This window comes from Pseudooceanicola atlanticus (genome assembly GCF_000768315.1).
GTDB lineage: Bacteria > Pseudomonadota > Alphaproteobacteria > Rhodobacterales > Rhodobacteraceae > Pseudooceanicola > Pseudooceanicola atlanticus.
In genome coordinates, this window is the sequence record NZ_AQQX01000001.1 from 332,160 (window position 1) to 354,508 (window position 22,349).

Here is a 22,349-nt window from a genome sequence, read left to right on the forward strand (position 1 = left end):
AAAGGCACCGTTTTCGGAGGGCTCGGTTCTGGGGCCTTGGCCTGAAGCGCATTTGCCGTCGGGATTGCGGCATCCGATCTGGATGATCGGTTTGTCTTTGACCAAGCAACGGGACGGCTTTGGTACGACCCCGACGGCACGGGCGCAGCTTCGCAGATGTTGGTCGCCACGTTCGAACAGAATGCAATCGCGACGGCCGCGGATATCTAGGTCTTCGACGTCTGTGACACCCCGCATGAAATGGCTTGCAAGCGGGGTGCAACGGCTTTGGGTGTGGATCATACCACGAAGATATCATCTGCTGTCAGTACATCGACTCCATCCATGCGGACGATCACACGTTCGGCCCTTGCTCCATCCCCATCCGGATCAAAGCTGAGGGCGTTGAGCGCGCCATCAAAGACCAGTCGGTAATCCGATCCAGTGGCGGCTGCGGCCATTGTGAATAGCTCAGGCGTCAGTGCGCCTGGTGTCAGGCCGAACAGGTCCGCACTCAGAACGATACGATCGCCCTCGGCAGCGTCGAAATCGACAATCCGGTCAGAGCGCTTACCTATGAAGCTGTCGAAGACGAATGTGTCGGCTCCTCCCTGGCCTTTCAACGTGTCGGAACCGCCACGTCCGATCAGCGTATTGTTCTGCATATTGCCAACAATTGTATTGTTCAGATCGTTGCCAACTGCGTTCAGATCTCGGAGAGACCCATCCTTCTTTTCGACCTTGGCGAGCGCAAGCCATTCGATATTGGCCTCGAGCGCATGATTGCGATGCGCCATGACAAAATCGATGCCGGCATCGGCCTCTTCAAGCGCGACATCGCCACGAGTGCGGATGACGTACCGTTCATCCCCTGCTCCGCCGATCATCAAGTCCGCCCCACGGCCACCGTCCAGCACGTTGTCGCCGTCATTTCCAATCAGGCGATTGTTCCCAAGATTGCCTTTCGCCACTCGGGCATCCGGCCCCACGAGCCGAATTTCCTCGACGAATGCGTCGGGCTCATCGAAGACCTCCGAATAGACATTCACGATGTCGCGGCCGGTCCAGTCCGCGCGTTCCACCACACGGTCGCCCGCGTCGCGGACAATGTGCAGATCGCTGCCATTGCCGCCAAAACTGATATCCTGACCAGAACCGCCATCCAGCGTGTCATCGCCGTCTCGGCCGTTCAGGCGATCATTGCCGGCGCCGCCGATGATCATGTCGTCGTCACCTTGACCCACAAGCGCGTTGAGGCGCGGAAGACCATTGACGGTCCCGTCCGGTTCTTGGCCAAGCAATTGAATCAATACCATTGCTGTGTCGGTATCGGCTCCGTCGGTGACACGGTAACTGAGCGAGGTCAGTCGAACCTCGCCGACCGGAATAGTGAGGTCATCGGGCGCGGAATAATGGATGCGGCCATCGCCGAGTACGCGTGCCGTGCCGATGTCTGGTCCTTCTTCGATCACGGGAACAAGGCCAGCAGCACCGCTGTCGTTCCCACGGACGTCGAACGTGATCGGCTGGAACGCCGCTGTTGAGACGGTATCATCCTGTGCCGTCATAGCCGAGGCGATGCGCGACAGGGGAGCGACATCGACCGACACAGTTGCCACATCTGAGGTCAGACCGCTGGCTGCCAGCAGCGAGTAGGTGAAACTGTCTGCACCAAAGTAACCCGTTTTGGGAGTGTAGATGACCCGCGTACCACTCTGATCCAGCGAAACGGCACCGTTGGCCGCTTGGCCCAAACTTACTGCGTTGGAATTTGCCAGCCGAAGATCAAAGCCGTTATCGTTGTCCAGAATAGCAATGGTCGTGCTGGTTCCGGCTTCGACCGATGCAAAATCATCATTTACGATGAGTGGCTTGTCACTATCGGTGACTGTAACCGGTACCAGGATAGCTCCGGTTGGCGTGGTGATCGTTACCTCTGTTTCGCTGGGTGATCCAGGTTCCAGGTCCGCCATCAGCGGTATCGCAAGCGTTGCGCTGTCGTCTCCTGCGGCGAAATCGACTTGCGAAGGGATATCAGAGAAAAGCTCGGTATTGCTGACTGTGACATCGAGAGACGATGCGACGGAGGTGTCGCCATCACGATAAACAGTGATCCTCAATACGCTGGGCGTCTCGGGATCGCCTTCCTCTATGATGCGCTGCCCGGTTTCAACGCGATATGTCGCCGGCAATGGGCCATCATCATTGATCAAGAGCGTTTCGGATGTGGCCCGGGCAACCGTCGCTGTTCCGCTTGGGTCAGAGATCCTCAAGCGAAGCGCTTCATCCCGCTCCGCGTCGGTATCATCGGCGACGGAGACGAAAATCAGAGCTTCGGTCTGATCCGCAGCAAACGTGACAGTGCCGGTCAGGGCTTGGCCCGGAGCAAGGTCCATTGCATCGACATCTCCACCGATGGACCAGTTAAATGTTGCTGCTTGCGTCACGTCACCGAAGCGGAAGACGACAAACCCAATATCTGCCGCTGCGGCATCGGCCTCGGTCACACTGTCACCAGCGGCACGAACCGAAACGGCAGCCCCCAGATCGGGCGCCGCGGCGACAGTAACGCGATCTGGGCTGCCAGAAGATTGAAGGCTTAGGCGGCTTGCACCGTCGATATAGCTCGCGTCACCGGTGAGCGCGTAATCGAGTATCGCGTTCTCACGGATCTGGGGGTCGGTGATACCACGGCTATCGACAGCAGCAGTTGCGGCTGCGACGACATCGTCGGGCAGGTCTTCCAATGTTACATGAGCGGCCGGGAAGGTGAGGTCGGTGAAATCTGCCGTGGTTTCTCCGTCGGCGTAGTCCAGCAGAGAAGTTGCATCTGTAACCCGCCACGCATCCGCGAATGAACCGTAGAGCGTCGAATAACTTGGACTGGTGCCAAGGACGGTGCCGTCCCCCAATTGCAAGTCATTCGTGGCATCGCCGTCGAAATTGCCCAGAAGCCCCTCGACAGCATGTGTGCGCAGTCCAGAGGGAACGGGGGACAGATCGATGTGAGCATCTTGAAGACGGATTTCGAAGTTATCGCCGGCGCTGGTCCGTACAAGATATTCGTCACCGCTACGGGTCACATCCATGCCGATCAGGGTTGCGGTTTCTCCGTCGGCAATGAACCGTGCGGTGCCATTGACCCAGAGCGGTGCATCCCGTCCAATTGCCAAAGTGACTTTCGTGGCTAGGTGTTGAATAGCGACCGCGGTCACGGCGGAGACAAGATTGGAGCCCTCCGATGGCTCGGTGCGAACCTGAACTTCTAGCGGGAATTGTGTCGTGCTGCGAAGCAGGACGAATTCGCCGACGACCTGAAAGCTGTAGCCAAGTCCGTCAAGCGTTTGCAGATGGGGATCACCTGCCATCCAAGCATTGGTCGAAAAAAGTTCGACCAAGTAGTCCCAACGTTTGTCCTGTTCTTCCTCCCACCGTTCACGCAGTTCTTCGTTGTCATAATCCTCGTCCAGGATGCGCGTCGATGCGACCTGGTTCAGCACTCTTACTGGATTGCCGTCACTGGACTTGGCTTCGAGGACGTTCATGTTTGCCGTGACATGAACCTCTGGATCTTCGTCCGGAATGATCCCGAGCGAGACAGTTTTTTCTGTCTCGCCAGGCTCGAAGACAACCTGGCCAGTCAACTCGATCCCTTGTGGGTCAAAAACCGGGATGGTGAAATCGTAACTGCGTTCAGTGAACGTATAGTCCGGCACTACCGCTTCGAATATCACCAGATTTGCCAGATCGGTTGAGGTGAAGCCATCGCCGGCGGCGGGCGCCTCGAGGAATGGTCCTTTTTCAACTTCGAACAGTTCGAACTCATCGACAGGTGTGTCTAGTGTAGCTGAAAGCTGCGCTTTCAGGAATTCAATCGAATAGGTCCCGGTCGGCGCGATAGAGCCACGAAGCGTTAGCTTGCCGCTTTGATTGTAGGAAATGGAGCCATAGAGAACGCCGGAATCATCGGGTGCGGTAAAGGTGGCCGGGTTGGGCGCGCTCGCCATGACCATATCTTCTTCGACCCCAAGGCCTTCGATCTCCACATTGGCGTAGAAGAAGTCCGGCTCGAACTCCATGGTCGTTCGCATGCCAAGGCCGCCGGCAAGCGAGATGTCCAACAATGTGGCTTCTGCGGACAGTTTGCCTTCGATCTCCTGCCCCTGCACCGTTACTGCCTTGGAGCGCTCGGCCGATACTGACAGCACGTTTCCGAGGTAAGGCAGTAGGTCTGTGACACTGCCGTTCAGGGTAACCAACGTATTGTTCGCCTCGCCATAATAGCGATCCCCCAGATCTTCGACCTTGAAGACCGGATCACCGTCCGAAACCTCGAACGAGACAGTGATATCCGGTAGCTGATCTAGTACCGCCGGATCGACAGAACCCGAGGGCAAAAGGTCCTTTACCCCAAAACTTTTCCCGTCTTCGTCGAGAAGGCCAAGCTGGATCAGTTCGTCAATATCGTTGAACTGGATCGTCTCGTCGAACGACAGGCCGGGATAGAGAGCGGCAATCGCGCCGCCGATCTCATCGGTAGAAAACGTCGTTCGTAGCGACGCGTTGGTCAGGGAGATGCCGGCCTCTACGCCGATTGAGGAATAGCCACCGTTGAGCACGTTTCCGTCGAATTGCGTATCAGACAGATCGCTCATGACCGAGACTGAGAAGATCTCTCCAGGGCGGACGAAATTCGGTAGGCTCACCTCGGCCAACTGGCTGAGATAGAGCTGGAATTGTGGCTGCGTGGCGTCTTCGAATATTACGTCGACATATGTGCCGAAATCATAATCGGCCGTAACACTTCCGCCGAGGACGCTGGCGATATCAGGACCGGACACGAAGTGTTCGAACAGAGTAATCCGCTCGGGGATTGCAGAAATATCAATCCCGTCCAGCTGCGGATCGGGTGAATTTTCGCGGATGTCGATATTATGGACAATCCGATGGTTCAGCGAAAGGTCCGTCTGCTGGGTTGTCGCACTCCCGAAGGTCTGTGCATCGGTTACGGTCTTTTGCTCTGCCACCACGAGATTGGCTTTGCGGAGGTAGAACCAGGAGGGCTCATTTTCCAGGGCTTCGAAATCGTCCGGGGTCATGAAATAGTCCCAGCCGCGGAACGTCGTGTAGATCGGAATAACCCCCGGGACGCCGTCCTGATAAAGCTGTTCCGGGACTTCGTAGATCCAGCCGTGGTTCGGAACGAACTCATAATCGGTGTAGGTCCGTTCCTCGTCATTATCGACCTGCATGGCCCAGTCGACAACTACACGTTTGCTGGTATCACCGCCGCGGGTGAAGACATATTCGACACTTTTGGGATCGCCCGGATCGCCTTCCTCAATCTCGGTCTGGGCGCTTTCGACTTTGACCGTAATACCGTCATCATCAAGAACTAGAGAATTCGCGGTCAGCGCCGCCGTGGGGACAGTGCTGCCATCTGCGGCCGTCACATCTGTCAAGAGTAGCGTGACACGTTCATCATCCTCGATGTCGGAATCGGCGTTGATATTCAGATTGATCACAGCAGAGCTTTGTCCGGCTGGGATCGTCACGTTTCCAGTCAGCGCCTGTCCTTCGGCCAGGTCATCGGCCGAAAGGGCGCTGCTGCCATGATTCGCGCCGAGAAAGACCTTCCAATCGGCGGTGATATCAGTTTGCGAAGTCACTCGCTCACCGCTGACTGGGTTGAACAGAATGACTTCGAAAGGAAGAACGCCATCGACGTCGGTTCCCTCCTCGACACCCTGAGGCGCGGTCAGGATCAGGACGACGCCATCATCATCAATGATCTGCCCGGTTGCGCTGTCGTTACCCAGTGAAATGTCCCGTCCCTCGAGATTTGTCGGGCTTTCGATCCGAACCTCGAACGTTTCGTCCTTTTCGTCGATAACGTCATCAAACGTATCAATCGTCGCCGTCCCGCGGGTCGTACCGGCGTCAATAGTGATGATTCCCGAGGTAATGGCGCCAGCTTCTAGGTCACCAGCCGTCGCGCCGCGTTGACCGCCGGGCAGCATCAGTTCCCAAGGCACATGGATATCCGCATCCGTTGCAGCGTCCAACGTCGCCTCAACCAAGATTGGCCCGCCTTCGATGGAATCGCGCGTGCTGACCGACACTTCTGCGCGGTCATCATTCACGATCCGGATCGTTGCAGAAGGTCGGGTCAGGCCGATTGCGGTTCCGTCAGGCGCACTTGCAGATACGATCGACAGAGTCAGATCCTCATCCAACTCAACCAGCGTGTCGGCTTTGACTGCAACGTCGATTTCTGCAGTGGTTTGTCCGGCCGCGAATGAAACCTGACCTGATGCGGGGCCGGACAGGTCCGCTGCATCGGACGCCGGGCCGCTCAGCGACCAATCGAGAGTGACCGGAGCGTCAAGGGGGGCCGAAAGCGTTATGACAAAGGTCACCTGAGTGGGAGTCTGTGACGTCCCCTCGACCTGCTGAATGGGGGCAGTAACAGAGACGCCTGCGCTTTTTCCTGGTGTGCCGCCACCGGTGCCTGGATCAATGCCGTCATCGTCGATGATCGTAGCCCGCGGTATATCGCTGGTCAGAGTGGCGACCGACAGTTCAGGTTCGCGGTTGGTCACATTGATGAACAGAGGTATGTCCTCGGGCAATTCACCAAGAGCATCGCCACGCACCAGCACGTTCAGGATTTTCTCCTGCTCACCGGCTGCGAAGATCAGACGACCGTTCAAGGGCTGGGTATCGGCAAAGTCATTGGCCAGCACGACGTTTTCGCCGACCTCAGCACCGATCAACGCCCAATCCACGTCGATCCGGCCCTCCGTCGCTTCGGACAATCGGAAAGTGTAGCTCACTTCGCGGTCGGAGCCGGTGGCCTCGAAAACTTCCGGTAAAGCTTCGATCGTCAGATCAAGTTGCTGCACCGGGTCCTGCACGGCACCAAGATAGTCGGCTTCGATCTTCAATGCAGCAGTGACGGGGGCAGAGCGGCCATCGCTCATTTCGTAGGTGAAGGTTTCGATCTCTTCGATGGCGTTTTCATTCAACCTTTCGAAACGATCGATCAATGCGCCTTGATCCGCGAAATACTCGTACCGCCAGGTGCCGTCGGTCCGTAGCGTAAGAGTGCCATGTGCGCCGGTGGCGACAAAACTGCCATCGGCCTGTTCTGTACCATTCACCAGGCCCACGACGCGTTTGGTATCGTTCCGGGCTGCATCTTCGTCTGGATTCACGTCGTTGGTCAGAACCGAACCGGCGCCCTCGACCACCCGCCCACCTGCCTGAGAGAAATTATCAGGCGCGGCCAAATCGGCCCTGAGTGTATCGTCAAAAGCCAGGGCAGAAACGTTCGGCCCATCGGCCAAATATGAAATCTGGAAAACTGAGTCCGTCAACACGGCGTCTGGGCCGTTGCCGGCTGATCGAAACCGGATGGCATCCATACCCCAGATGACATCGCGGCCCTCGCTTACAAAATCTCCGGACAGGATCTCTCCGCTTACCGGGTCGCGGTCGATGGACCCTGGATCGACCTCTGCCGCGGTTCGGGCGAAACCGCTGACATCGACGATCATCTCACCACCAGAATAGGTGACGATCCCGTCCCACGCGAAGGACGATGTATAAAGAAGCTCGTCGAATTCGCCATCGTCATGGGCAAAATCGTTGCCACCCACCAGAGTGTCATTGCCCGGCCCGCCTGCGAGTGTGTCGTTGCCCCCCTGGCCCAGGATCATGTCGTCGCCAACCGCGCCGTTGATACTGTCCGCGCCGCCACCCGCCAGGATCGTGTCGTTGCCGTCACTGCCGCGAATGACGTCTTTGAAATCGAGCGCAATGATTGTCGGCTTGATGTCGGGGACGGGCGGTGTCGCCTCTTCTGGACCAGGCGACCCGCTGCCGGTCTTTCGGGTAAGAATAACGGGGGCCGCTTGCGTCGGCGTCGTTGAAAAAGACGCTTCGACGATGTCGTCAGCATCTGCTTCGATCACCGGCATCCCATTGTCGTATGTAAAGGTCAGGACATCGCGCCCAGCCCCGCCGACAAGCAGATCGGCACCATCGCCTGCGTCGATATAGTCGTCGCCCTCACCACCGACGAGCGTATCGTTACCACCGCGTCCATAAATGGTGTCATCCCCGGACCCGCCGTCCAGCCAGTCATGTCCCTCGCCGCCATCGATGTAGTCGTTCCCAGCACCGGCATAGACAAGGTCGTCGCCCAGGCCGCTGGTTACACTGTCGGCTCCGATCCCAGTGCGAATGATATCCTTTCCGGACAGCCCTTGGACCGTATCGTTGCCGCCGCCTGTGGTGATTTCTGCGCCTTCGACCTCTGTCACGTTGAACCGAGCCAGGTCGACCACTTGATTGCCGATTTCTGAGCCAAGGTTCAGCCTGACGGTGTCGATACCGGACCCACCCCGTACGGTGTCGTTCTGGCCTGACATAGTGATCTGGTCGTCACCCGCGCCGGCGTAGATAAGGTTCGATCCCGAACCGGCATTAAGAAGGTCATTGCCCTCGCCACCAAACAGAGTGTCGTCGCCGTCGCCACTATAAAGCACATCGTCGCCGGAGCCGCCCTCAATCGAGGAATCATTGTCGGATGCGGTAAGGTTATCTTCGCCAGCGCCGCCAATTAGAGTGTGGGCGCTCGTCGCGTCCGGGCCGACATTCGTCTCTGCTGTGATCACGTCATCGCCAGAGCCGCCATCGACTAGGTCAGCCTCAGTCCCGAATTCAATCGTGTCTTTGCCTGCGCCACCCAGCAAGGTATCGCTGCCGAGCCCGCCCAATATCGAATCGTCGCCGCTGCCCCCAGAAATGCTGTCGTTGCCTTGGTGGCCTCTAAGTATGTCGGCTCCAGCACCGGCGTCGAGAGTGTCGTCGCCCGACCCGGCATTCAGAGTGTCATCGCCGCTTCGGGCTGTCAGTTCGTCATGCCCGCTGCCGCCCACGAGCGAAACGTTGGAACCGTCGCCATTGAACAAGACGTCATTTCCGGCCCTGCCGTACAACTCGCCTTCACCTGACAGCAGGGATAAGGTATCGTTTCCCTCATCCCCAAAAATCGATCCGCCATCGACACGAGTCATGACGTCGTCGCCCGAGCCTCCAGCGGCGGAGATCAGGCCGCCGAAAGTCAGCGTGTCATCGCCTCGGCCCATGTCGAAATAGCTTGCCTCAAGCCCGAAGCCGGTCGATGCATTGATCGAGTCGTTTCCGGATCCCGCCTCCAGACGGATACGTTCGATATTGCGCAGGGTGACGGTTTCTGCATTTCCACCGGTGATCCTAAACGAGCCATCTGCTGCCTGTAGGAAACCAACTGCGTTGGTCGCAGCTGATCGATCAATGTAGGCCTGATCGACATCCTCGCCTCCGTCGAGCGTGTCTCGCCCTTCGGTCGAATAAAGCTCATCAATGCCACGCCCGCCCTCCAGCAGGTCGTTGTCGGCGCCGCCTCGCAGAATGTCGTTGCCAACGCCGCCGAGGATCGTGTCGTTTCCGTCACCACCGCTAATATTGTCATTTCCGCCTCGACCGTCGACGCGGTCGTCCCCGCTTGCGAGGGTGACGGCATCGCCGGCAGCACCAAGCACAAGGTCGAACTGTTCGACGTTCTGGACAGTGGTGAGAAGAATAGACGAAGCATCACGCGCCTCGATGTCGAAGACGTCACCGACAGTCAGGGTGATTCCGGTTGTCAGACCCGAGCGATCCCATATCAGCAGGTCTTCTCCATCGCCGCCCTGTGCGGTATCCACACCGGCCAAGCTGACAAGCGTATCGTTGCCGCCGCCACCAGAAAGAACATCTTCACCGGTGGTATCGCCGGGGTCATCGCCCTCGATGCGATCGTCATCCTCCTGGCCGAGCAGGCTATCATTGCCCGAGCCTCCCCGCAGCGTGTCGTTTCCGTCGGACCCGAAGAGCGTGTCATTTTCCCCCAGCCCTTCGATCGTATCGTTCCCGCCCAGACCATCGATCCGGTTTGCCTCGGCATCGCCCGCCAACGCATCGGCAGCATCGGTCCCGAATTGCACCTGTACTGGGTTGATATCTGGAAGAACGATTACTTCGCCTGACAGGGAGGCCTGGCCGACAGGGGCATAGAAATTGCCGAGAACCAGATCGGCTTTTCCGTCGCCGGTCAGGTCCAGACCGCCTGCAACGGATGTCACGGGATCACCGGTCAGAATGGTTACGCCATTGGTACTGGACGATGTCAGATAGGTCGTCGTCGGGCGCGCTTCGCCGCCCTTAATGAACACCGCTTCGCCACTATCGGCGATGAAGCCGCCATTCGCAGGTTCGAAAGCCACTGCGATTGCAAGTTCGTCGATACCGTCACCGTCGAGGTCGCCGGCAAAGCGCGGTTGCAGGTCATCCGTCGTGAAATTCCGCATCACGAACCCTGAGGCGCCACTGATCGAATTTATTCCCGCCATTCCCAGCGTCGGGCCGCCGAAGCCGCCATCGCGACCTTCCAGAACGTAGACCCGGAGATTGCCCGGGGCCGAGAAAGTCAGATCGTCGATACCGTCTCCATTGAAATCACCACCAGCATCGACGTTCAGACCGGCGAGGTAGTCCCTGTAATTGAAGGAATCACCTGCAATACCGCCGCGGATCAAGGACATGCCGTCCACGCCTAAGCTAAGGTCCTCGACATTGTCGAAGGTGTCGCCGGCGGCGCTGTCGCGCCCGTAGATCACGTAGACACCGCCGTCATCGAATTGCCCTAGATTGGGTGCTCCGATGACCAGATCGTCCAGGCCGTCATTATTTAGGTCTCCAACACTGACGGAGTGTCCAAAGTCGTCCCCTGCCGTTGAACCAAGTATTTCAAACCCGTTGGTGCCGTCCAAAGCGTTGAGATCCGCCGAGGCAAGTGTCGGCCCGCCAAAGAGTACGCGCACATATCCCTGGCCCTGATCGCCGCCCTCGCCGTTGCCGAGGACGATATCTGCAATGCCATCGCCATTGAAATCGCCGGTCGCAAGCGCGCCGTAAACTTCCGGCTGCAGATTGAAGGGGGTGGTCGCGCTCCATGAAAGGTCTGCATCTGCCTCCACATCCAAAGGGGTGGAGCCTAGTCCGGCGGCTCCTCCAAGGAAGACGAAAAGACCCTCGCCGTTGTTGGTCACGCCAACATCGTCGAAGCCGTCCCCGTTGACGTCGCCCAACCCTGCAATCGTGCCCCCGGTCGAGGACGAGAACGCAAGAAAGGTTGGTGCGTCTTGCAGGAGTTGCTCAGCAGGGGAAAAAACGTCGGGCCCACCGTAGTAGACTGCGCCGCCACCGCTGCCCGAAAAGACACTGAATTCAGGACCAGCCGTGGCGCCCCAAACGGCGAAATCGCCATAGCCGTCGCCGTTTACATCGCCCAGTACTTCAACGGTCTGTCCGAGGCGCCCTTGCTTTTCGGCTGAAATGCTCAAGCCTTGAGAGTTGATGAGGACGTCATTCAATAGGCGTGTGGTAATAGTCAAAAAAATGCTCCCTAGGGATCTTTCGGGCCGCAAAAAACCGGCTTCTTAATACATAATGGTCATCACGTTACTACCTTCGGGGGGGCAGGATCCAGAGTCCCTTTCGTGGCAGTTGAAAGGATGCCGATCCGGCACCCCTGCGATAAGGGAGTGCTGATCGCCGGTTGCGTTTTCATCGAGCCAATGTCACGCTTCCAGCTCCTCGCCAACGGCGGTATCGAGGTGCCGATGAGTCCCGCGATGCGGAAAAACTCCGGTTGCAGGCTGCTGATAAGGCGTTACTCTCAAATCGAATATGATGGAGAGCACCGATGCAACTATCTGATTCCCGGGACATCTCGGCCGATCGCGAAACGGTATGGGCGGCTCTGCTCTCTCCCGAAGTGCTGAAGGCCTGCGTGCCCGGCTGCCAGGAGATGACCGGCTCCCCCGAAGAGGGGTTCGAGGCGGTTGTCGTCCAGAAGGTCGGCCCGGTGAAGGCCACCTTCAAGGGACAGGTCACCATTTCCAACGTCAACAAGCCCGACAGCCTGACCCTGTCCGGTGAGGGCAAGGGCGGCGCGGCCGGCTTCGCCAAGGGCGGTGCGGATGTGCGGCTCGAGGATATCGAGGACGGCACCCGCCTGCATTACGAGGTCGAGGCCAAGGTCGGCGGCAAGCTGGCCCAGCTGGGCAGCCGCATCATCGACGGCTTCGCCAAGAAGATGGCCGACCAGTTCTTCGAGAATTTCGAAAATGCCGTCGAAGGTCCCAAGACCGAAAGCGAAGCCGAGGAAGGCCCCGGCGATCAGCCCAAGAAGGGCTGGTTCAAGCGTCTGACGTCATGAAATTAAGACCCGTTCCAACGGTATAAGGGAGGAAGAATTATGAAAGTGACTATGACGGTCAATGGCAAGTCCATGTCCGGAGACGCGGAAGGGCGCACGCTGCTGTCGACCTTCCTGCGCGAAGAACTGGGCCTGACCGGCACGCATATCGGCTGCGACACCAGCCAGTGCGGCGCCTGCACGGTACACGTGAACGGCAAGCAGGTGAAATCCTGCACCATGTTCGCCGCCGAAGCCGACGGGGCCGAGGTTGCCACGATCGAAGGTCAGGCCAATGCCGACGGGTCGCTGAACGTGATCCAGCAGGCCTTCCAGGACCATCACGGCCTGCAATGCGGGTTCTGCACTCCTGGCATGGTGATGGCTGCGGCATCGCTGCTGGAACAGAACCCCAAGCCGACCGAAGCGGACATTCGCCATCACCTCGAGGGCAATATCTGCCGCTGCACCGGCTACCACAATATCGTCAAGGCGATCCTCGCCGCATCCGGTCAGGAGGTCCCGGCGGTCGCCGCCGAGTAAACCGGACGTGGTGTCCCGCTGTTGAGGAGCGGCGGGGTGACGATTTCGGGTGCAGGGAGAGCACCCAACCCAGGGAGGATATGACATGCCCAAGGACGGCATCGGCGCCAGCACCAAGCGGCGCGAAGACATTCGGTTTCTGACCGGCAAGGGTCGCTATACCGATGACATCAATCTCAACGGACAGCTCTATGTTCATTTCCTTCGCGCCGACGTGGCCCATGCCACGCTGAACGCGGTGGATACGGCCTCGGCCCAGGACATGCAGGGCGTCGTACGCATCTTCACGGCCAAGGATTTCGAGGCCGTGGGCGGTCTGCCCTGCGGCTGGCAGGTGACCGACAAGCACGGCAATCCGATGCAGGAGCCCAAGCACCCGATCATGGCCGAGGGCAAGATCCGGCACGTGGGCGAGATCATCGCCGCCGTGGTCGCCGACAGCCTGGAAGAGGCCCGGGACGCGGCCGAGGCGATCGTCGTGGATTACGACGAACTGCCCGCCGTCATCGACATGAAGGCCGCCTGCGCCGACGGTGCGCCCAAGGTGCATGACGACCTGACCTCGAACCTCTGCTACGACTGGGGCTTCGTCGAGGAGAACAAGGCCGCCGTGGACGAAGCCTTCGAAAAGGCCGCCCATGTCACGACGCTGGAACTGGTGAACAACCGCCTGGTCGCCAACCCGATGGAGCCGCGTGTGGCCGTGGGCGATTATGCCCCGCATGACGACAGCTCCACCCTCTACACCACGTCGCAGAACCCGCATGTGATCCGCCTGCTGATGGGCGCCTTCGTCCTCGGGATTCCGGAACACAAGCTGCGGGTCGTGGCCCCGGATGTGGGCGGCGGTTTCGGCACCAAGATCTTCCACTACGCGGAGGAGGCGTTCTGCACCTTCGCGGCCAAGCAGATCAAGCGCCCGGTCAAGTGGACCTCGTCCCGGTCCGAGGCATTCATGTCCGACGCTCATGGCCGCGACCACGTGTCGAAAATCCAGATCGCGCTGGATGCGGACAACAACTTCACCGCGCTGCGGACGGATACCTATGCCAACATGGGGGCCTACCTGTCGACCTTTGCGCCTTCGGTTCCGACCTGGCTGCATGGCGTCCTGATGGCGGGCAATTACCGCACCCCGCTGATCTACGTGAACGTGAAGGCCGTCTTCACCAACACCGTGCCCGTCGATGCCTATCGCGGCGCCGGCCGGCCCGAGGCGACCTACCAGCTGGAACGCTGCATCGACAAATGTGCCCGTGAGCTGGGTGTCGATCCGGCCGAGCTGCGGCGCCAGAACTTCATCACGCCCGATCAGTTCCCCTATGCCACCCCGGTGGCGGTGGAATACGACACCGGCAATTACCACGCCACGCTCGACAAGGCGCTGGAGCTGGCCGATGTCACCGGTTTCGACGCCCGCGCGGCGGAGTCGAAGAAGAATGGCAAGCTGCGCGGCCTTGGCATCGCCAATTACATCGAGGCCTGCGGTATCGCGCCGTCGAACCTTGTCGGCCAGTTGGGCGCGCGTGCGGGTCTGTACGAATCCGCAACGGTGCGTGTGAACGCGACCGGCGGCATCGTGGTCATGACCGGGTCGCACAGCCACGGCCAGGGGCATGAAACCACCTTCCCGCAGGTGATCGCCGACATGATCGGCATCGACGCCAGCCAGGTGGAGATCGTGCATGGCGACACCGCCAACACCCCGATGGGCATGGGCACCTACGGGTCCCGGTCCCTTGCCGTTGGCGGCTCTGCCATGGTGCGGGCGGCGGAAAAGGTCATCAACAAGGCCAAGAAGATCGCAGCCCACCTGATGGAAGCCTCCGAAGGCGATATCGAGTTGAAGGACGGCCAGTTCACCGTTTCGGGCACCGATAAATCCGTGGCCTGGGGCGACGTGACCTTGGCGGCCTACGTGCCGCACAATTACCCGCTCGACCAGATCGAACCGGGGCTCGAGGAAACCGCGTTCTACGATCCGGCGAACTTCACCTATCCCTCTGGCACCTACATCTGCGAGGTCGAGGTGGACGAGGGCACCGGCAAGGTCGAGGTCCTGAACTTCACCGCCGCTGACGATTTCGGCAACGTGGTGAACCCGATGATCGTCGAGGGCCAGGTCCATGGCGGCGTGGGGCAGGGGATCGGGCAGGCCATGCTCGAAAACTGTGCTTATGACGCCGACGGTCAGCTGCTATCGGCCTCCTACATGGATTACGCGATGCCGCGTGCATCCGACCTGCCGATGATCACGGTGGACCATTCCTGCCAGACCCCCTGCACGCACAATCCGCTTGGCGTGAAGGGCTGCGGGGAGGCCGGGGCCATCGGGTCGCCGCCGGCGCTGGTCAATGCCGTGCTCGACGCACTGAACCGGAACGGGCACGCCGTCGACCACATCGACATGCCGTTGTCGCCGTCCCGTGTCTGGACCGCCATGAACCAATAATCTACGCTGCCCCCAACCGGGGCAGCCAACCCCAGACAGGGAGTTGAAAAGATGTACAACTTTGAATTCGTCAAACCCTCTTCGGTCGAAGAGGCCATCGCCGCCCTCAAGGAGGAAGACGCCCAGCCGCTTTCTGGTGGTCAGACGCTCATTCCGACGATGAAGCAGCGCCTGAACCAGCCCTCCAAACTGGTCAGCCTGCTGGGCATCGCAGAGCTGAACGGCGTGTCGGCCGAGGGCAGCACGGTGACCATCGGCGGCGCCACGCCCCATGCGGTCGTCGCGGCAGATGCTTCGGCCTATCCCGCGTTGGCGGCCCTCGCCTCCAATATCGGGGACCCCGCTGTGCGCAACCGCGGCACGATCGGCGGCTCGCTGGCCAATAACGACCCGGCAGCCTGCTATCCGGCGGCGGCGCTGGCCTCTGGTGCGACCATCGTGACGAACAGCCGCGAAATCGCCGCGGACGACTACTTCCAGGGCATGTTCACCACCGCACTGGATGAGGGTGAGATCATCACCGGCGTCAAGTTCCCGGTTCCCGAGGCCGCGAATTACCAGAAGTTCGAACAGCCGGCCTCGCGCTTTGCCCTGACCGGTGTCTTCGTCGCGAAATATGCCGATGGCGTGCGCGTCGCGGTGACCGGTGCGTCGAATGACGGTGTCTTCCGCTGGACCGAGGCCGAAGAGGCGCTGTCGGGCAACTTCTCCGCCGACGCGATTTCCGGGCTCACCGTGGATGCCAGCGACATGATCAGCGACCTGCACGGCACGGCGGAATACCGGGCCAACCTGGTCAAGGTCCTGACCGGGCGCGCTGTCGCTGCCTGCTGATCCGGGCCGCAACCGAATTGAAACGCCGCGCCTTCGGGGGCGGCGTTTTTCGTTGTGCTATCGGAGCCAGTCGTCGGCGAACGCGACGCGCGTGCAGTCGACCAGCCGCGCCATACGGTCGAGTTCGGACCGCAGCTTGCTGATCCGGGCCTTTGCAGGGCGAGTGCCCGGCTCCAGCCACAGCCGGGTGACGTTCAGCACCGAAGCAGGGCGATCCGCCTTCATGTCGATCCGGCCGATCAATCGGTCACCTTCGAGGATCGGGAAGACGTAGTAGCCGTATTTCCTTTTGGCCGCCGGCACAAAAATCTCGATCCGGTAATGAAACCCGAACAGCCGCTCCGCCCGGTTCCGGTCCCGTAGTGCCGGGTCGAACGGGCTGAGAATGCGCAACCGTCCCGGCGGGTCGGGCAGCGCGGCGGCCTCTGCCACGACACCGGGCCGCGCGATGCTGCGCCGCTTCGACCCGTCCACGCATTCCACCAGCACCTCTTCCGCCCGGCCCTCCGCCACGGTGCGGGCCGCCCAGTCCTTGGCCTCTGCCGGGCTGACTGTCGCCCAGAAGGCCGCGATCTCTCCGCTCGTGGCAAAACCCAGGCGGTCCAGCGCGGCGTTGCAGAACCAATCCACCGCCTCCGCTTCGGTCGGCTTCGGTTCCGCGTGGGCGACAGGGTAGGCGCGTTCCGGCAGGTCATAGAATTTCTGGAATCCCTGCCGCTTGGCGATCACCAGCTCTCCGGTCCGCCACAGGAATTCCAGTGCGGCCTTTGAGGGATGCCAGTTCCACCACCCGCCCGACTGCCCGCGATCCTCGTCCTGCAACAGGTCGCTGGACCGTACGGGGCCGTACTTTTCGACATGATCACGGACCTTGTCCAACTCGTCGCGATAGGCCTCGCCCTGCCAGTTGCGCCAACGCTCTGTCAGCCTCTCGCGGGACCGGTCGAAGGGCAGATGCCAGTAGCGGTAAAACTCCGTCGGGATGATCGACGCATCATGGGTCCAATGCTCGAAAAGCGCCCGATCCTTTTCGATCAGCCTGTGCAGCGCCTTGGGCCGGTAGGCGGGGCGACGAGCGAACAGGATCATGTGATGGGCGCGTTCGACGGTGCTGACGCTGTCGACCTGGACAAAGCCGAGCGAGGTGATCAGCCGCAACAAATCCTCGCCCTTGCCGGGCCCCTTTGGCGCATCCCCCAGCAGGTGCCGATGCAGGAAAAGACGGCGTGCGGCGCGGTTGTCCAGAACGGGCCGGGACATGATCAGCGAGAGCGGAGCGTGTCGCCGCGGTTGATCTTGGGTGACAATTCGACCTTTCCGCCGGGCGCATCCGGGTCCGTCAGGCGGGCCGTGATCATCTCGGCCGCGCGGCGGCCAATCTCCTCCCGGCAGGAATCCATCGTGGCCAGCTTTTGCGGCAGGCCCTGCAACAGGCGCACATCGTTGAACCCCGCCAGACCGATTTTTCCCGGCACGTCGTATCCCTTTTCGACCAGCCACAGTAGGCCGCCCGCACCAATCATGTCGTTGGAATAATACAGGAAATCCAGTTCTGGCGAGCGTTCCAGCATGGCCTGGGTCATCTCGCGTCCCTTGGCCAGCGCCGACCCGTTGGCGTAAAATTCGCGATCCTCGATTTCGACGCCACCCTTGGCCAGTGCCTCCGTGAAGCCCTCGAACCGCTTGCGGGCCCGGTGATCCGCGCCAAGTTGGGTGCCCATGAAACCGATCCGGCGATACCCAGCCTCCAGGATCGCCTGGCCCATCATGCGCCCCGCCCGACGGTGGGAAATGCCCACGGCTGCGTCGATCGGGGTGCCATCCGTGTCCATGATCTCGACCACCGGGATCCCGGCCGCGGCCATCATCGCGCGGGAGGCATCCGAATGCTCCAGCCCCGCGATGATCACGCCGGACGGTCGCCAGGACAGCATCTCGTACAGGACCTTTTCCTCTTTCTCGGGCAGGTAATCCGTGATGCCGACAACCGGCTGAAGGTCTGTTTCCTCCAACGCGCGGCTGATGCCGGTCATCACCTCGGGGAAGACCATGTTCGACATGGACGGGATGATGACAGCAACAAGGTTGACCCGTTGGCTGGCCAAAGCGCCGGCGATCTTGTTCGGCACATATCCCAGTTGCTTGGCGGCGCGCAGCACCTTTTCCCGCGTCGCGGCCGACACATCGCCCCGATTGCGCAGGACCCGGCTGACCGTCATTTCGGACACCCCCGACGCTTCGGAAACATCTCGCAGGGTCAGGGGGCGGGTCGCGGGTCTGGTCACTATGTAACGTCCTGAAAGAGTTGGTCTGTAACCAACGTATTCCGGGATGACCCTTCACGCAACAAGACCCGGTGCTGGATGCACCGAGTCCTGGTTATACTCAGGGCTTTGGGGCGGTCAGAATTCCGACCATTCCTCGTCGGCGACATCGTCGATGCGCGCAACCGGTGCGTTCACCACGGCGCGTTGCCGGGCAGGCTGCGGAGCCGGGACGGCCGCGCTTTGCGGGACATGGCTGCGATCGACGTGGAACGCGCTGGAGACCTGCATCAGCTTCGCCGCCTCGTTGACCATCGTCTTGCCGGTCCCGTGGACCTGCGTCGCGACGGCGGCGTTCTTCTGGGTCACGCCATCCAGTTGGTCGACGGCTGTATTGATCTCCTCGAGGCCGATCGACTGTTCGCGCGCCGCCGCAGCGATGGAGGAGACGGAGGCCGAGACCTTGTCGAAATCGCCGATCAGGCTTTCGAAGGAGGCACCGGCTTTTTCCACCAGTTCCACCCCGTCCACGACGTTGTCCGAGCTTTCCTTGATCAGCGAGTTGATCTCTTTCGCCGCTTCGGACGACCGCTGCGCCAACGCCCGCACTTCAGAGGCGACAACGGCGAAGCCGCGTCCCGCCTCGCCCGCCCGGGCGGCTTCGACGCCGGCGTTGAGCGCCAGCAGGTTGGTCTGGAAGGCCAGATCTTCGATCACGGAGGTGACCTGGCTGATCTTCTGCGACGATGTTGAGATGCGGTCCATCGCCTTCATCGCGCGGTTCACGACGTCATTGCTTTCCTTTGCGTCGTCCTTCGCATGGCCCATGATCTTGTCGGCCTCGCCCGCCGCATCGGCCGTCGATTTGACGGATGCCGACAATTCGGTGATCGCGGCGGCGGTTTCTTCTAGGCTGGCAGCCTGTTCGATGGCTTTCTGACTCAGATCGTTGGACGCGGTTTCGACATCGCGGGCATTATCATCGATCTCCTGCGCGGCCATGAGGAGCGAGGTCACCGTCTCGTTCAGCTTGGCCAGGGCCGCATTGAAGGCTTCGCGCAGGGCTTCGTAATCATCGTCGAAGACGGTGTCGATGCGGGCGGTCAGGTTGCCCTGGGCCAGTTCGCCGATGCTTGCCGTCAGATGATCCACCACGATCTGCTGTTGCTGCGCCTTGGCATCGTTTCGACGGCGCTCCACCTCGGCGGTTTCCAGTTTGCCGCGGAGATTTTCCAGGTTGCGGGCCAGGTCGCCCGCATCTTCGCGACGGTCGGTATGGGGAATCGGGCTGGAGAGGTTGCCATCCGCCATCGAGCGCAGACGCGTCGCCACCTTGATGAACGGTTTCGACACGGACCGACCGACAAGGGCGCCGATGATGGCGAGCACGACCATCAGTCCGGCCAACTGCATCAGCAGCATGTTCCGAAGGTCGATGACCGGGGCCAGCAATTCCGCGTCATTCTGCACGACTTCGACCGCCCATTGCGCGTTCTGGATGCTGAAGACGTCGATCATGGCATGCTGGACATTGCCGTTTTCATCTCTGCTGGTGACGAAGCCCGGGTCTTCGCCGGCAAAGGCGGCCTCGCGGTACGAGCGACGTTCGATCGGAGAAAGCAAGCCGTGGCTGCCATCGAAGCGCGAGGCGGAGCGAGCCAGGAAGTCGGACCCCAACAAAATCGCCTCTCCGGTCTGGCCGAGGCCATAGCTGCTTTGCGCGATCTTGTTCAGGCGGGTCGTGGGGGTCTGAATGATCAGCGCGCCCTTCACTTCACCGTTCTTGATGAGGGGTGTCGCCATGAAGCTGGCAGGGGCATTATTGCTGGGTGCATAGGGTCGGAAATCGAAGAACGTGACCTCGCCGGATTTCAGGGTCTTGGCGGTGCGGAATGCGTTGGCCAGATCGGTCGTCCGCCATTCCCCGTCCATCAGGTTGGTCGCGAAGTCGATTTCCTTGAAGACGGAGTAGACGACGTTGCCATCGGCATCGACCAGCATGATGTCGTAGTAACCGCGCGCTTTCAGCAGCTTGCGGAAGTAGCCGTGGAATTTCTGGTGTGCGACATCGTATTGCGACCCGTCATTGGTCGCCACGTAGGCATCCTTCTGTCCCGACGGCATCGGGTTGTCCGAGATGTAATTGGACTGGAGCGTTTCTTTCTGCCCGTCGCCGATCGTGCGCCAGGCCAGCGAGAAACTGGTCAGGGCATTCAGGGTGGTCGGGTTGTCGGCCTGAAGCAGGATGTCCTGTTCGGTCGCTTCGAACAGCGCGACGACCTGATTTCTGCGCGATTCGAGGGTCGAGTAGAACTTTGACTTGATCTCGTCCAGCATGATGGCACGCGAGTCGAAATAGGAGGTCGCTGTCAGGACCACCGCGACCAGGCCGCCCAGCACCACGATGATCATGGGCAGTTTGACGGCCAGGCGGAGGTTTCCGAACCAGTAGAACGGGGACAGGCGTCGCAAACCTTCCGAGGATTGGACCTGATTGCCGGTCAGGGGTGTCGTCATTTCAAGTTTTCCTTTGCCCTAAGCAGCGGCGGACCCGCCTATCGCACATCGCCCCGGACGGACTTGGTCCGCTGGGGTTTGGAGGCGAACATGAGGGGGAAACCCTTAATATCTGCCTTCTTGAAGATGAGATCCCCTGACAATTTACCGCAAATCGTGACGAGGGACGTCCCGCGTGCCAACACGGGCATGACAAGCGTCTCTGCCTGGGCTAAGACCCGAAACGGCGGCCCCGTGGCTCAACTGGATAGAGCAGCCCCCTCCTAAGGGGCAGGTTGCAGGTTCGAATCCTGCCGGGGTCACCAGACCGATCATTTCCAAAAACATATCCGTCAGCGCCCCGGCGCTCGTCTGCCGACGCTCTGTGCAATCGGCGCGGACAATCGCCCGGTGACCCATTGCCGACTTGTCCGCATGAGCGAATGAGGGATAGTCGAAAGCGCATTGTTTTCAGGAGTTACCCGAATGGGCTCGCCGGCCGAATTATTGAAATACGTGGATACGACCAAAAAGGGGATCGAGATCGCCCCCTATTTCAATCCGACCCTCGCCAAACGGGACGGGTATGACATCCTGACGCTCGACGTGTTCGACACCGAACGGTTGCGGGACAATGCGCGCAAGGACGTAATGGTGCCCAACGATCGCCTGCACGAGATCGAAGAGGTCGACCTTGTCGGCGATGCCTCGGGGATCGGTGACGTTGTCCGTGAGGCCGGGCTGGAGGGGCAGCTGGGCTACATTATCTCGTCGCATAATTTCGAACACCTGCCCAATCCGATCCTCTTCCTGCAGGGCTGCTATGATGCGCTGGCGCCGGGCGGGATGCTCAGCATGGTGGTGCCGGATTATCGTGCCTGTTTCGACCATTTCCGCATGCCGACACGGCTGAGTGACTGGCTGGGCGCCTATTACGACGGGCGGCGGCAGCCTTCGCCCGAGACGCTGTTCGACTACCTGTTCAACCAGGCGCGCGCCCATGCGGACGGGCACATGGTCGATGCCGTGGACATCGCGACGGCAAGGATCGGAGAGGTTCGGCCCTCCACCGACCCGCACGACGTCTTTGCGAAATACGTGGCCGACCGGACCGATCCCGGCCCCTATCGCGATGCCCATTGCACCACATTCTTTCCCGAGCTGTTCGAGCTGATGTACCGCGATCTGCGGCAATTGGGGCTTATCCGGTTCGATATCGAAGAGATCACGGAAACCAGCGTGTTCGAATTCTACATCCACCTCAGAAAGCCGGAAGAATTCAAACCGATTCCGGATGCTGAATATGCTGCGCGTCGGTGGGAATTGCTGCAGGTCGTTTCGACATCTCTGGGTGCTGCGGGCTTTGCCGAAAAGCCGCTGATGCAGGAATTGAAGGACAGGTTCCGCCGCCGTTTCGGCCGCAATTGACGCGACTTGCGCGGCCCGGGGCTATGGTCATCCGGCGCGAAACCGTCCAATCTCCGCCCGAATG

Annotated in this window: 9 protein-coding genes and 1 tRNA gene; 6 read left to right on the forward strand and 4 right to left on the reverse strand. The window is 60.4% G+C overall.

What is annotated here, in order from left to right:
• Positions 1-278: 278 nt before the first annotated feature.
• A complete protein-coding gene (locus ATO9_RS01640) occupies positions 279-11,462 on the reverse strand; it encodes an Ig-like domain-containing protein (RefSeq protein ID WP_162183049.1) in 11,184 nt (3,727 codons plus the stop codon).
• A 311-nt stretch (positions 11,463-11,773) separates the two neighbouring features.
• Here ATO9_RS01640 and ATO9_RS01650 point away from each other — a divergent pair, with 311 nt between their 5' ends.
• From ATO9_RS01650 to ATO9_RS01665, 4 genes are all read left to right on the forward strand, one after another.
• On the forward strand, positions 11,774-12,289 hold the full coding sequence (locus ATO9_RS01650) for an SRPBCC family protein (protein ID WP_043744168.1): 516 nt from the start codon (positions 11,774-11,776) through the stop codon (positions 12,287-12,289).
• 36 nt (positions 12,290-12,325) lie between these two features.
• Complete coding sequence (locus ATO9_RS01655; protein ID WP_043744171.1) at positions 12,326-12,811, forward strand: (2Fe-2S)-binding protein; 486 nt, start codon at positions 12,326-12,328, stop codon at positions 12,809-12,811.
• A gap of 85 nt (positions 12,812-12,896) precedes the next feature.
• The gene (locus ATO9_RS01660; RefSeq protein WP_043744174.1) at positions 12,897-15,263 is read left to right on the forward strand and encodes a xanthine dehydrogenase family protein molybdopterin-binding subunit; all 2,367 of its coding nucleotides are present in this window, start codon (positions 12,897-12,899) and stop codon (positions 15,261-15,263) included.
• Between the two features lie 51 nt (positions 15,264-15,314).
• Positions 15,315-16,097, forward strand: a complete 783-nt coding sequence (locus ATO9_RS01665; protein ID WP_043744177.1) for an FAD binding domain-containing protein — start codon at positions 15,315-15,317, stop codon at positions 16,095-16,097.
• A 57-nt stretch (positions 16,098-16,154) separates the two neighbouring features.
• Here the strand turns inward: ATO9_RS01665 and ATO9_RS01670 are convergent, their stop codons facing one another.
• From ATO9_RS01670 to ATO9_RS01680, 3 genes are all read right to left on the reverse strand, one after another.
• Positions 16,155-17,357 carry a winged helix-turn-helix domain-containing protein gene (locus tag ATO9_RS01670; RefSeq protein ID WP_043744180.1) on the reverse strand — a complete coding sequence of 401 codons (1,203 nt, stop codon included), beginning with the start codon at positions 17,355-17,357 and terminating at the stop codon, positions 16,155-16,157.
• Between the two features lie 2 nt (positions 17,358-17,359).
• Positions 17,360-18,382 carry a LacI family DNA-binding transcriptional regulator gene (locus ATO9_RS01675; protein WP_043744182.1) on the reverse strand — a complete coding sequence of 341 codons (1,023 nt, stop codon included), beginning with the start codon at positions 18,380-18,382 and terminating at the stop codon, positions 17,360-17,362.
• A gap of 117 nt (positions 18,383-18,499) precedes the next feature.
• Entirely contained in the window at positions 18,500-20,878 is a 2,379-nt protein-coding gene (locus ATO9_RS01680; RefSeq protein ID WP_052418028.1) for a methyl-accepting chemotaxis protein, read from the reverse strand.
• A gap of 228 nt (positions 20,879-21,106) precedes the next feature.
• Between ATO9_RS01680 and ATO9_RS01690 the strand changes: the two genes are divergently transcribed.
• Both ATO9_RS01690 and ATO9_RS01695 read left to right on the forward strand, forming a co-directional pair.
• A tRNA-Arg gene (locus ATO9_RS01690) sits at positions 21,107-21,183 on the forward strand.
• A 160-nt stretch (positions 21,184-21,343) separates the two neighbouring features.
• Entirely contained in the window at positions 21,344-22,285 is a 942-nt protein-coding gene (locus ATO9_RS01695; RefSeq protein WP_052418029.1) for a class I SAM-dependent methyltransferase, read from the forward strand.
• The last annotated feature ends 64 nt before the right edge of the window (positions 22,286-22,349 follow it).